Source organism: Betaproteobacteria bacterium, from assembly GCA_016713305.1.
Classification (GTDB): domain Bacteria; phylum Pseudomonadota; class Gammaproteobacteria; order Burkholderiales.
On record JADJPK010000010.1, the window covers coordinates 285,716 to 298,709 of the forward strand.

Here is a 12,994-nt window from a genome sequence, read left to right on the forward strand (position 1 = left end):
GCTTATCGGCTGACCTTGAAGGCGAACATGGTTGCCGCCGCGGGAATCTGACCGACTTCCGGATAGATGCCCGCCGTGATGGCTGCCACGGCCGATCCGATGCCGCTGGGCACCAGTACGTACTGCTCACCGCCCGCCATGTAGCTGATGATGCCGCCACGCGTGCCGGAACCAGTGTTGAAGCGCCACAGCTCGGTGCCGCTGCTCGCGTCGTAAGCCGAGACGATCCCCTTGATGTCGACACTGAACACAAGGTCCCCCTTGGTCGACAGAACTCCCGAGATGCGAGGGTACTTGTCGGGCACCGTCCACAGCCTCTTGCCGGTGAGCGGATCCCACGCGTCCAGTGCGCCGTGCGCCTTGTCGCCCGGCGGATGAACCCAGGTAAGCTCGGCGCCGGCATACCAGCCCAGCGGATCCAGGGGCGGACGTTCCGGACGAACCTTCGCGACCTGGCAGATCTCCTGACGCGAATTGAACCAGACGCCGCTGTCGGGATTGTACGAACCGGGATTCCAGCTGCGGCCACCGATGATCGACGGGCAGTAAAGGTTGTCCTTGAGCGTGGAAGGATGGGTCCGGCCGATCCAGTTCACCTGTCTTCGGATCTATGGACTGGACGTAGGTCGAGTGCTTGTTGATCTTCCAGACGTTCTGAATCTTGCCGTCAGTCCGGTCGTAGACGTAGACGTAGCCGCCCTTGCCCTGATGCAGCATCAGCTTCTTGCCGCCCTTGTTGATCAGGACGAATTCGCCGAGTGTCGCATCCAGGTCCCAGTCGTCGTGAGGATTCTCCTGGTGGTACCAGACGAGTTCGCCTGTATCCGGCCGCATCGCCAGCACCGAACTGCTGTAGAGATTGTCGCCGGGCCGCGCACCACGCCGTTCTCGCGCAGATAGCCCTTGGGTCCCTCACCCGGGGGCGCCCAGTCGAACCACGGTGAAGGGTTGGAGGTACCCCAGTAGACGAGATCGAGATCCGGGTCGTAGCTTCCCACGTGCCACGCGCCGACCCCGGCGTACTTCGCGCTGGACTCACCGTAGGAGTTCGTCCCCCAGTGCTCCTCTCCCTCCAGGACGGGATCGAAATACCAGAGCTTCTCGCCGGAGTCCTGCTTCAACCGAAGATGCCGCCCCCGCGCGTCGGGATACCGCCGCCGGTGGAGCCGAAGATGAGCTTGTCCTTCACCGCGAGCGGCGGCAGAAGTGAACATGCACCCGCACTTCAGCGTGTCCAGAAGCTGCGCTTCCCAGACCGGCTTTCCGGTCTTGATGTCGAGAGCAATGGCTCGTCCGTCGATGGTCCCCAGGAAGAGCTTGCCGTTGGCCACGGTGACGCCGCGCGAGTACGGACCGACGGGGAGTCTGTCCACGCCGTCGAGAATCTTCGGAAAGTAGTGCCAAAGCTCCTCACCGGTCCGACCGTCCACGGCGTAGATCCTGTTGTAGGACGCCGTGTAGTAGATCACGCCATCCACGGCCAGGGGCGTGCCCTGAAGGCCGGCAGCGATTTCGCCTGCCTGGTGCACCCAGGCGACGTTGAGGTTCCTGACGTTGCCGCGGTTGATCTGCGTGAGCGGGCTGTAACGGTGTGCGTCGTAGGTGCGGTGATAGCTCGGCCAGTCACCCGGTGCCGCGTTTTCTATGGTGCTCACACCTGCCGCGGAACACATCTGCGCAGTGGCAACAGCGATGGCCGCGAACATCAATCGCGGCTTGGATATAGCAGACATTGCTGCACTCCTCCTTCTCGTGGATGGGCGGTGACGGCCCGTCGGTAACGAGCCGTCCCTTCGTGCGGAACTCGCGCCCGGCAAAGGCATCTGCGTTCCGCGCCGGCTAAGCTAAAGGCGCATTCCGTGCGGACCAATGGAGGACCTCTTGAAAGAAGCAGAGAATTATTCCTGCGTAGCGTGCAGTGGGCATGCGGGAGACGACACAGCGTGGAAGACAAGCGTCCGTGACGAACCTGGAATCCGCCGATGCGGCACAAGCCGTTTCGCAACCGACGCGTCGAAGAGAACCTGGTAGGGGAAGTCGTTTCCGGGGCACCGGCATGTTCGAGGAGCACCGGGGCCGATCTCGAGACGCGCCGGGCAGGAATCGGCCCGGCGTCGAGCGCACGGGCGATCCGCAGGCCATGGCCCGGCGTTCGGGCGGCCAGGCGATCGATCGCTCTCTGGCGATGCAGAAACGATCGGCCCCGAAGTGCACTTGCGTGCGACTACAAGATGAAATCGTCCTGTGCGAGAGTGATGATTCCGTTCAGTGCGACGGCGAAATCGGCCAGCCCGTTGCCGTCGACATCGGCCTCGACGAGGGTCTGCCCTGCGCGGTCGAAGGCACGCAGTTCGCCGGCTTCACCGGAGAAGGTGTCACCAACGAAGCGGAAGGCGTCGTCCGCGGCGGTGGAGGTGTCGGCGTCGAGGCTCTCCAGGTCGAACATGTCCCAGCCCTGCACGAAGTCGACGACGACATCGCGGGTGCTGGCGGAGGTGCCGCTGTCGTCGAGTCGGGAGAAGGAGAACAGGTCGTAGCCTGCGCCGCCTTCGAGGACATCGCGACCGGCGCCGCCGACGAGGACGTCGGCACCGGTGCCGCCGGAGAGGTGATCGTTGCCTGCGCCACCGTCGAGGAAGTCGTTGCCGGCGCCGCCGAGGAGGGTGTCGCGGCCGTTGCCGCCGTAGAGCTGGTCGAGGTGGGCGCCGCCATCGAGGAGATCCTCGCCGTCGTTGCCTTCGAGCCGATCGTTGCCGGCGCCGCCGAGGAGGGTGTCGTCGCCGCGCTGGCCGAGGGCGGTGTCGTTGCCGGCCCCGCCGTCGAGGACATCGTCGCCGAGGCCGCCGTCGAGACTGTCGTCGCCTGCCTCGCCGAGCAGCGAGTCGTCCCCGGCCTCGCCCGACAGGGCGTCGTTGCCGTCACCGCCCAGGAGGCTGTCGTGCCCGTCACCACCCTCCAGGGTGTCGTCGCCGGCCAGACTGCTCAATTCATCGTCGCCGTCTTCGCCGAGCAGGAGGTTGTCGGCGGCGTTGCCGGTGATGCGGTTGTCGGCCTCGTTGCCGATGCCGCGGGTGGCGACCGAGCCGGTGAGCACGAGGTTCTCGACGGCGCGCCCGAGCCAGTGGTTGACGCTGCTCATCACCGTGTCGGTGCCCTGCGAGCCGCGTTCGACGACGATGTCGCCGAGGCTGTCGAGGACGTAGGTGTCGTCGCCGCGACCGCCTTCGAAGATGTCCTCGCCGCCAGTGCCGACGAACCAGTCGTTGCCCGAGGTGCCGCGCAGCCAGTCGTCACCGGTGGTGCCGTGGATCATGTGCACGCCGGGGACGTCGGCGATGGTGAGAGTGAAGACTCCGGACATGGCATCGGGGGCGCCGGACAGGGCGGGATCGTCGACGAGGACGCTGACGCGAAGCTGCGGCACGACGGTGTGGTCGAGAGCCAGCCCGGGGCGCAGGAACAGCGTGGTGCCGTCGATCTCGAAGGCACCGGCATCGGGGCCGGAGAGCGAGAGCAGATTGCTGCCGAGGGCGTCGTCATTGATGGCGATGTCAGCCATGGCGATGCGGGTGGCGGTGGAGGCGGTCTCGTCGAGGGAGGACAGCAGCGGTACGAGGGATACGGTGGGGGCCTCGTTGACGTCGCGCACGCCGAGCGTGAACGTGCGGGCAAAGACATTGCCGTCGGAGTCGGTGACCTGCACGCCGATGTCGATGGCGGGCTCGGTCTCGAAGTCGAGGGCCGCGCCCGAGGCCACGACGAGATCGTCGCCGACGATGGTGAGGCGGCCGCCGGCGTCGTCGGTCAGGACGTAGGTGAAGGTCTCCTCGACGGAGGGATCGGTCGCGGAGAGGGTGCCGACGACCGATCCGGCAGCGGCGTTCTCGTCCACGTCTGTGCCCGACAACGATAGGTCGGTCGGACCCTGGTCAGGCAGGAGATCAGCCGTGTCCACCGTGATATCGGCAAACTGGAGATGCTCGACGCTACGGTGGGCGCGGTACGACGGGAAGTCGAAATGGTCGTCGTAGACCACGTAGTCGATACCATCGAAACCCGTGCCGTCCGCATCGCTGCGCTTGTCGACGACGGTGAACGCGTCCGTGTAGACATCGGCGAACCGGATCTCGTAGTCAGCCATGTTGCCGGAGAACACCGCGGTATCGTCACCCGTCCAGCCGATGAGAATGTCGCTGCCGCCGTTGCCCCGTAGCACGTCATCCCCACCGTTGCCATTGAGGACGTCGTTGTATGCACCACCGAACAGGATGTCACTCGTTTCTCGACCGACGATGAACTCCGGATTAGCGTCCTCGATCGCGATGGTGATCGTCTTGTCGAAGGTGAGGCCGTCGAGGTCGGTTGCGCGCACCGCAATGTCGTAGGACGTGGCCTGTTCGTAGTCGAGCAGGTAGTCGAAGACGACACGAACTTCGTCGCCCACGATCTTGAACCTCCCGCCAGCATCGTCCAGTAGCAAGTATGCCGCGGTGTCGCCAGGCGCATCGGTGGCCGTGAGCTTGCCCACGACCACGCCGTCGAAGGCGTTTTCCCGCACGGTGGTGGACGTAAGCTGGATATCCGTGGGTGCCGTCGGATTCGTGGAGAAGCGACTGTCCGAAAACTCCAGATACTCGATGTCGAACAGGGTGTCGACACCGTCGCGCAACGGGCCCGCGGCATCGGCGACCGTCAGTGAGCCATTCGCGTTGCGGGTGACGACATAGTCGGCAGCGTCGCCTGCAAAAACCGCAGTGTCCCCGCCGTCGCCGCCGTGAATCTCGTTGTTGCCGGCGTTCCCGGTGAGTCGGTTCCCGGAGGCGCTGCCGGTGATGTCGAGGTCGAGGGCACCGGTCAGTGTCGCGTTCTCGATGTTCCCGTACCGGCCGAGATCGACGTCGGCCAGTTCCGCCCGGATCGTGTCGAGTCCGCCGTCTTCCTCCTCGTTGATGGTGTCGTCCTCGCTCCCCGAATTGAGCACATAGACGTCATTGCCGCCACCGCCGGCCAGCACATCGGAGCCCTCGCCGCCCTCGAACACGTCGTCGCCGGTGCCGCCAATGAATGTGACGGAGTCACTCGTCTGGGCTTTCGCGGTGACGCCACTCAGTCGGCCGGGGGCCGAGACGGCCGAGGCATCGATCATGGTCACGTGGGCGATGTGCGTGCCGGGCTGCGTGAAGTCCCAGCCGGTCTCGCCGGAAACGTACACGGTAGTCACATTCTCCAAGTCGAGGCCGATGCGGGTGAAAGGGTCGGTCTCGGGGCCGAGCGGCAGGGGAAGACCGAGGCTGTCCGTGTCCCCGTACTTGTAGTCGAGGTTGTTTCCGCTGACCTCCACGATCTCGGCACCACGCACGACGATGCGGCCCTCGTCCGCGCCATCGGCTTCGACACCCACGAACGCGAGCTTCACCCGGTCCGCGGTCCCGCCCTCTACCATCTCGATATGGATGGTGCCGAGCTGATTGTTCAGTGGGTCGAAATCGCCGGCCGTCTTGAAGGCGACAACGGAGTCGCCGCGCACATTGACGATCGTGTTAGTGCCGGCCGCGGCGGAACCGCTGGAAACCACGATCTGCGTCATCGCATCGAAGTTGCTGGCGTCGGCCGTGTGACTCTGCGATGTCGCGTGCAGGTGCAGCACCTCGAAGTTCGAGATGCTGTCGCTGATGTCGCCGATCGCCTCGGCCACCCCGAAGGTCATGCGGATCGTGTCGGCGTCTGGGGTGTTGTGATCCGGCTCCAGGTTGCCGGTGCCACCGTCGATCGTCCCGCCCTGAAACGCGTCCGACCCCAGGATCCGTACTTCGTCCTTGCTGACGGCGAGATCGATGTGGCCGCGCAAGCCAAGACCGGCATTCAAGCCGGCGTCGGGCCCTTCGGTGCCGTCGTTACCGGCATTGACTTCCCCGAGATTGCCCAGCCGCACGTAGTCGCGGCCGCCGTCCCGGCCGCCGACATAACGGAACTCGGCGCTGCCGCCAGCGGTGCCGAGAATGGCGTCGTCGAGCGGAGTCAGGATGTTGAACGCGTTGACGTTGCCCGACTCGAAGCCCCGCAGGAAGTCGCCACCGACCTCGCGCACGATCCGAAAGGCGGCGTTGAGGTCGATGGTCGTTGCATTCCGCACGTCCCAGCGTACGTCGACGGGTTCGTAGTTGGCGAGAATTCTTATCGTGCTGGCGGACTGGAACGACAAGTTCGCGCGGTTGACGCCTGCGGTGGCGATCGACGGCGTGGCCGATTCACCGCCCAACACGCCGTTGGTCGCGAACGACAGGGAGACATCGGTGGCGGTGTCGTCCCACAACTGCTCGTCTGCGCCCAGACGCAGCCCGTAGGTGCGGATCGCAAGCGCTCTTTCCCCCACAGCGGCTTTCACGATCACCGATCCATCGATGTTCGCGAGGTCCAGCGTCTCGATGGCGTCGGACGTGATCGTCGTCGTGCCGCTGACTTCCAGAAGGCGGACGAAGTCGAGCTCGTCGACCGCAGCGACATCGGTGATCGTGACGTCCCCGGCGCCGAAGACGCTGGCGATGCTCTCCCATCCGTCGGCCGTCAGGGTCACCGGCGTGCCGGCATTGACGTAGTCGTTCAAGACGAGAAGGTCGCCGCCGGTGAGGCTGAAGGAACGATCCGCCGTCTCGATGGTGCGGTCAGCGAACACCAGCCGGTCGATGGTCCGCCAGTCAATGGTCGTGTTGTCCTGCTCGGCGAGATCGTCCCCGGCTGTCGTGTTGCTGAACAGCAGCCCGGCATCATTGCCGAAGTAGAACTGCACGCCACCGGTCATCTTGTAGTCGGCGAAGTTCCCTTCGAACACGACCGTGTCGAAGCCGATGACGTTGAGTTCCGGCACCGTGGCGTCGATCAGGTCGCCCCCGAAAGCGTAGTTCTCGATTCCCTTGCCGACGATGAACGTGTCGTCGCCAAAGCCTCCGAAGAAGATGTCGCTGCCGTCGTCTCCATCCAGGTAGTCGTCGCCGTTGCCACCGTTGAAGTAGTCGCTTCCCGCCCCGCCGACAAGGCGGTCGTTTCCGTCGCCGCCGTCCAGGCCATCGTTGCCGTCGTAGCCGTAGAGGATGTCGTCGCCGTCGTCGCCGAGCAGACTGTCGCCGGGGGCGCCGAAGTTCGTGTACTGGTTGTAGCGCCAGTTGTCCTGCGCGCTGCCGTGGACGATGTCGTTGCCGTCGCCACCGAACATCGTGTCGCCGTTGTTTTCGTCTGCGCTGGCGGCAGTGTAGTTTCCACGCAAGATGTCATCGCCGTCCTGGCCGTAGAGCGTGTCGCTCCCGGCACCGCCGTCGATCACGTCGTCGCCGGCGCCGCCCGAAAGGAGGTCGTTGCCCTGCAAGCCGTCGATCGTGTCGTCGGCGTCCTTGCCGAGGATCGTCGTCGTAGCGTGTGCCGGTGATCGGTCTGCCGTTGCCGAACAACCGATCGTGACCGACCGATGTCGACGTCGTGGGCGCGTCGCTCTGGACACGGTCGTCCCCACTGCCGGTGATCGCGGTGTTCGACGTGTCGACCACGACGAAGTCTTCGAACGAGAGCGCCGGGTGGGGATCGTTGTTCACGGTCGCGAACTGATCGAACTGCGCGAACTGGATCTGCGCCTCGCCGCCGACACCGTCGGCGTCGTAGTACAGCGCCCCCGTGGCATCGTCGTAGATGATACGGTCGAGCGCGTCCGTGGCGGCGGCGCCGACCACGAATCTCTCCGCGGTGAGGGTGCCGAGCGCGAGCGCCGAGAATACCATGTGACCGAGCCAGATGTGGTCGGCGGGCACGTCATCGTAGTAAATGAAATCGAAGTCGATGATGGTGTCCACGTTCGTCGATGCGTCAAGAGGGCGATCGAACAGGAAGACGTCGTTACCCGCCCCGCCCGCAGCGTGTCGTTGCCCGCACCGCCCGAGAGCAGGTCGTCGCCGTCGGCCGAGAAGATATCGTCGTCGCCCCGCATGCCGTAGATCGCGTTGCTTCCGCGGGAGCCGGTGAGGGTGTCGTCGCCGTCGCCGGTCACGAGATTCTCGATCTCGGTGCCCAGCGCGATGCGCAGGAACGTGATGCCTCCGACCGTGGAGTTGTTCCCCTGCTGCATCTTGACGATCAGGTCGTCGGTCATGGCCGACATGTCGAGCCAGTCGGTGCCGCCATCGGTGTCACTCAGGTTCACGCGAGAGCTGTCCCGCGTGATCGTCTTGAACACCTCGTCGGTGTAGTGGTAGACGTCGTCTGCCGTCGTGACGACACCATCCGCGGTGTCGGTGCCGTGGAGGGTGATCGATGCGGCGTTCAGAACGCCTTCGTCGGCCGCCCAGCGATCGACGATCCTGAGGTCCATTCGCCTTTCCGTTCTCGCCTCGGAAGCCGTTGGCGCCGAAGTCGAGGGTAGCCTGTTGCAGATCGTTCTGATAGAACAGCTCGAAGCGGAAGTCGACCAGCGAGGTCATCCCGCCGTCCGGGGAAATCAGGCTGATTTCCAGATCGTCGAGCTTGGAGTGGGAGACGTCGATCGTGACGTTCACGTAGTCGACGATGAAGTCGGCTCCGTCGAACTGGAAACGGATGTCGGTCTGCTTCCCGTCGAGGAGCGCGACGGGCGCGGTGGTTGCCTGCCGGAAGGAGCTTTCGTTCGCACTGGTCTTCGGCCCCGAGAACAGATTCCATACCTCGGCCATCCTCACCGCGTTGTACGCGTTCACCGCGCCGTAGCCGTAGTCTTCGGAGTAATGCAGTCCCCCGCCGTTCCAGTTGTCGGCGCCGTTGTATTGCCAGGTATTGTTCTCGTCGTTCAGCCGGATGCCGTCGACACCACTCCCGATCTCGTGGGCCGAATAGGCAAGAATGTTCTGGACATCTCGCCAGCCGAGGTGCTCATTGGCGTCCAGCATCAGTGCCACCACGCCAGTGACGATGGGTGTGGCGCCGGAGGTGCCGCCGAAGGCGTTGGTGTAGTCCCAGTCCGGCAGCCCGTTGTAGCCGAGCGGAAGGGGGCTGCCAGCATCGATGACTGTCGTGAGGTCGGTCGTCACCTGGCCCTTGTTGATGGCACCCAGGAAGAAGTCCACCACACCGCTCGATGGCGCCGACACGAGCAGGTTTGCGCCATAGCTGGAGTAGTACGACGCGTCGCCGTCGTCGTCGTACGCACCGACGATGATGGTGGCGCGGGTCGAGCCGGATTCGTCGCCATTGCTGTTCTGGTCGGCATTGCCGGCGGCCTTCACCTGGATGGTGCCGAGTCCGCCTCGACCAGTCTCGAGGGCTGTGAACCAGCGGTCGATGAGGCTCTGGTCCTGGGCATTGGACACGCCGTCCTGCCAGAAGCCGGGGAACTTGCCCCAGCTGTGGTTGATCACGTCGAAGTTGCCGGACTGACTAGCCGCCTCCAGGAAGCCGGCGTAGTTGTTGTTGATGTCGGCAGATCCCGAGAAGATCGTGACCCCGGTAAGGCCTGCGCCCCAGGCGACGCCAGTGGTGCCGATGTCGTTGTTGGCCGAGCCGATCAGGCCCGCTACCGCGGTGCCGTGCGGGGCCCAGAAGTCGATGGTGGCGGTCAGCGGGTCGATGATCTGACCTTCCACCGTGACCTGGCGGGATGCGTCGATGTTCGCCGCGAGATCAGGGTGATTCGTCTGGAGCCCGTCGTCGTAGATGCCCACATGCACACCGGCTCCGCTGTACTCGTCCCACACGGACTGGATATCGCCGAGATAGTCGAAGTGCCACTGGATGTCGTACAGGTCGTTGCCGGTCGGTTCGAGTTGGGGCTGGTTCGTTGCGGCAGCAGAAACCGCTGCTGCCGGCCCGGCCGCCAGGTCCGGCGCAGCGCGGCGAGCCAGTCCGCCAGCGGGCTGCGGTTGTCAGTGGGCGACGGCATCGTCTGGTACACCGGCCGACCCACGAGAGTCGCGAGAGCGTCAGGCAGCAGCGACTGCCCGGCACGGATGAGCGGGCCTTCGCCGGTGGGGGCGTCTGACGGCGAATTCGGGTTGCGATCCATGGTGTCCTCTGATTGGGGATTCGAGTCGTGATGCGTCAGGGCCGCGGACGGTCCTGCGCGGGAGTCTTGGCGGGTTGCAGTCACTGAGAATGGAGATCAGGCCAGGGGCCAGTGCCTCGGCGGACGCGTACGCAGGGACTGCGAGAGATTGCGTGCGTCGACGGATCAGGGCGCCAGGTTGGGAAGCCGCTCCGCGATGGCGTTGGCGCCGAGATATGGCGCACGCCAGTTCAGACCTGTGGACATCTTGTTCGAATCTCCCTGGCGTCGCTGCGGCGGTTCGCAGGCGGAACCTGTCATGGCGGCGCGATGCGCACGCTACGGAGCGGCAAGGTGCAGCCACGGAGAAATTCCTGGGCGACCGGGACGAACACCCGGGGTGATCGCTATCGGACTCACGGTTCGCGCAGGGCGCGAGACAGATAACCGGAAATGGGATCTAGAAGGTACTGCAGTGCTGTTCGTTCTTCCCGCTCGCACGTAGACTTCGGCCGGCATACCGGCGCGCAGCGACAGTTCACCCGCATCCCGCAGCGCTGCGCCGTCGACGCGAACATGAAACACGTAGTGGGGCGGGAGGTCCGCGCGATCCTGCGTGCGGTCCGCGGCGACGTATGCGACCCGGCCTGTGACCACCGGGGTGGTGCGACGCTTGAAAGCGGTCAGTCGCACGTCGGCCTCGGCACCTTCGCGCAGTCCGGCGATGTCCTCGGGACGGGCCTGCGCTTCGACGATCAGGTCCGGATTGGCGGGGACGATCTCGAGGAGCGGGTCGCGCGGGCCGACGATGGTGCCGGCGGTGGTCACCCGCATGTGCATGACCTCGCCATCGACCGGCGCGACGAGGGTTCGGCGCTTTGCCGCATCCAGCGTCGGCCGCAGCCTCTCCTCCAGATCGAAGATGCGCCCGGTGGATTCCTTCAGCGCTTCGGCGGCCTCTTCCATTGCTTCGTTGCGCAGGCCGATCAGCCGCAGTTCCAGTTCGGCGACACGCTGCCGTGCCTTCGCCATTTCCGCCTGGTTCTCGCCATGACGGGACTCGTAGTCGGCCACGTTGCGCTCCAGGCCCAGCACCCGGCTGCGGGATACGAAGCCCTGGTCGACGAGGTTCGCATTCTGGGCAAGCTCCTCGCGTTGCAGGCGCAGCGCGGCCGAGGCAGCGCGCTGCTGCGTCCCCACGCGCCGATCTCGGCCCGCGTCTCTGCGATCTGACGCCGCAGCAGCCGTTCCTGATCGTCCAGACGGACGAGCTTAGCCTGGCAGGCTGCGCTTTCGCGCTCGAGGATGCGCGCGGACCTTGGGGTCGCGCGCGCGGGCGGTCAGACTCGCCGGGAAAGTGATGGTGCCTGCCAGCCTGCGTTCCGCGTCGAGCCGCGCGCTGCGGGCGAGTTCCGCATCGAGTTGGGTGCGCACCAGATCGGCCCCCGCGTCGACCTGCACGTCATCGATCACCATGAGCGTCTGGCCGGTGCGCACCCGATCCCCGTTGCGCACCAGGATCTGGCCGACGATGCCGCCTTCGCGGTGCTGCACGACCCTGCGCTCGAGATCGACCTTCACCACACCCGGCGCCACGACGGCGCCGCTCAGCGGAGCAAGCGCCAGAACGTGACGGACCCGGCCAGCAGGACCCCGACGGCAATGGACCCGGCGCGGGCATGACGGCTGGCATCGGCAGCCGTGTCGACGTCGACCGGAGGCAGCAGCCAACCGAGAATCCGTGTCGTCATGGTCAGCCTTCCGCCCGGGCGGCGCCGAGGCGGGCCACGACGGGTGTATCCGGCGGAGCGGACTCGCGTGCGAGACGGCCGATGACCTCTGCACAGGTGCCCTGCAGCTCGATGACGCCCTGTCGCAGGACGAGTGCGCGGTCGACGCCTGCCAGCAGCGAAGGACGATGCGTGATCAGCACGAGCGTCGCGCCGTCGGCCTTCAGGGTCTGCATGGCGCGCATCAGTGCTTCCTCCCCTCGGCGTCCAGATTGGCGTTGGGTTCGTCCAGCACCACGATCCGGGGACGGCCGTACAGCGCGCGCGAGCGCGATGCGCTGGGCCTGCCCTCCCGACAGGCCCGCGCCGTTGTCGCCGATGGCTGTGTCGTAACCTCGGGGCAGCCTGAGGATCAGATCGTGGACGTGCGCGCGCTGCGCGGCGTCGATGACGGCGGCCGGATCACCTTCCTGAAAGCGGGCGATGTTCTCCGCGACCGTCCCGGCGAACAGCTGGACGTTCTGCGGGAGGTATCCGAGGTGCGGACCGACGCGGTCGCGCGGCCAGTGCGCGAGGTCTGCGCCGTCGACACGCACAGTGCCCGCGGTGGGCGGCCAGATGCCCAGCAGCAGGCGGGCGAGCGTCGACTTGCCGGAGCCGCTCGGCCCGATGATGGCGAGGCTCTCGCCGGCCGCAACCTGGAAGCCGACGCCGCGCAGGATGGGCCGCTCGGCGTCGCGCACGGCGTAGACGAGCCGCTCCACCGAAACCGCGCCGGAGGGCGTGGGTAGCGGCGTGGGCTCGGCGACTTCCCGTTCCCCCGAAAGCAGGGCGACGAGACGCTCGTGCGCGTTGCGCGCGTCAACGAACTGCTTCCAGCCGGCAATGGCCCCCTCGACGGGAGCCAGGGCGCGGCCCAGCAGAACCGTTGCGGCCATCATGATCCCGGGAGACGCATTCCGGTCGATCACGAGCCAGGCACCAGCGCCGAGCATGGCAATTTGCACGAACTGGCGCAGGATGCGGCCCGTGCCCGCAAGCGAACCGCCCTTCTGACTGGCGGAAGCCTGGGCTTCCAACGCCGCGCGGTTGAGCATCTGCCAGCGGCGGACGAGCGCGGGAGCCATGCCCAGTGCCGCGACGACTTCGGCCCTGCGCGAGGCGCTCTCCGCGAAGCTCCCCGATTCACGCTGGCGCGCCTGAAGTGCGGCCAGAGGCGTGCGCGTCGTGCGCTCGTTGATCCACGCCAGAAAGGGCGAGCAGCGCAGCC

At 65.9% G+C, this 12,994-nt stretch carries 9 protein-coding genes; all 9 read right to left on the reverse strand.

Going from position 1 to position 12,994, the window contains the following annotated elements; all coding sequences use genetic code 11:
- Window positions 1-2: 2 nt before the first annotated feature.
- Window positions 3-596, reverse strand: coding sequence for a PQQ-binding-like beta-propeller repeat protein (locus tag IPK20_15320; GenBank protein MBK8017956.1), 594 nt, complete (start codon window positions 594-596; stop codon window positions 3-5).
- A 144-nt stretch (window positions 597-740) separates the two neighbouring features.
- The gene (locus tag IPK20_15325) at window positions 741-1,733 is read right to left on the reverse strand and encodes a PQQ-binding-like beta-propeller repeat protein (GenBank protein MBK8017957.1); all 993 of its coding nucleotides are present in this window, start codon (window positions 1,731-1,733) and stop codon (window positions 741-743) included.
- A 491-nt stretch (window positions 1,734-2,224) separates the two neighbouring features.
- A complete protein-coding gene (locus IPK20_15330) occupies window positions 2,225-7,360 on the reverse strand; it encodes a hypothetical protein (GenBank protein ID MBK8017958.1) in 5,136 nt (1,711 codons plus the stop codon).
- Window positions 7,361-7,579: 219 nt separating this feature from the next.
- Window positions 7,580-8,218 (reverse strand): M10 family metallopeptidase C-terminal domain-containing protein, encoded by a 639-nt coding sequence (locus tag IPK20_15335; protein MBK8017959.1) that lies wholly within the window; start codon window positions 8,216-8,218, stop codon window positions 7,580-7,582.
- On the reverse strand, window positions 8,172-9,707 hold the full coding sequence (locus tag IPK20_15340; protein MBK8017960.1) for a S8 family serine peptidase: 1,536 nt from the start codon (window positions 9,705-9,707) through the stop codon (window positions 8,172-8,174). The genes IPK20_15335 and IPK20_15340 overlap by 47 nt, the downstream gene beginning before the upstream one ends.
- Window positions 9,708-10,333: 626 nt before the next feature.
- Entirely contained in the window at window positions 10,334-11,194 is an 861-nt protein-coding gene (locus IPK20_15345; GenBank protein MBK8017961.1) for an HlyD family efflux transporter periplasmic adaptor subunit, read from the reverse strand.
- A 72-nt stretch (window positions 11,195-11,266) separates the two neighbouring features.
- A complete protein-coding gene (locus IPK20_15350) occupies window positions 11,267-11,590 on the reverse strand; it encodes a biotin/lipoyl-binding protein (GenBank protein ID MBK8017962.1) in 324 nt (107 codons plus the stop codon).
- A gap of 11 nt (window positions 11,591-11,601) precedes the next feature.
- Window positions 11,602-11,745: a hypothetical protein gene (locus IPK20_15355; protein ID MBK8017963.1), complete on the reverse strand. Its 144-nt coding sequence runs from the start codon at window positions 11,743-11,745 to the stop codon at window positions 11,602-11,604.
- 2 nt (window positions 11,746-11,747) lie between these two features.
- On the reverse strand, window positions 11,748-12,851 hold the full coding sequence (locus IPK20_15360; GenBank protein MBK8017964.1) for an ATP-binding cassette domain-containing protein: 1,104 nt from the start codon (window positions 12,849-12,851) through the stop codon (window positions 11,748-11,750).
- Between the last annotated feature and the right edge of the window lie 143 nt (window positions 12,852-12,994).

What these genes read in the sequence shown, in the direction of transcription:
- IPK20_15355 (MBK8017963.1), bottom strand. Translation starts at nt 11,745, where the DNA reads ATGACGACACGGATTCTCGGTTGGCTGCTGCCTCCGGTCGACGTCGAC.
- IPK20_15360 (MBK8017964.1), bottom strand. Translation starts at nt 12,851, where the DNA reads ATGGCTCCCGCGCTCGTCCGCCGCTGGCAGATGCTCAACCGCGCGGCG.
- IPK20_15325 (MBK8017957.1), bottom strand. Translation starts at nt 1,733, where the DNA reads ATGTCTGCTATATCCAAGCCGCGATTGATGTTCGCGGCCATCGCTGTT.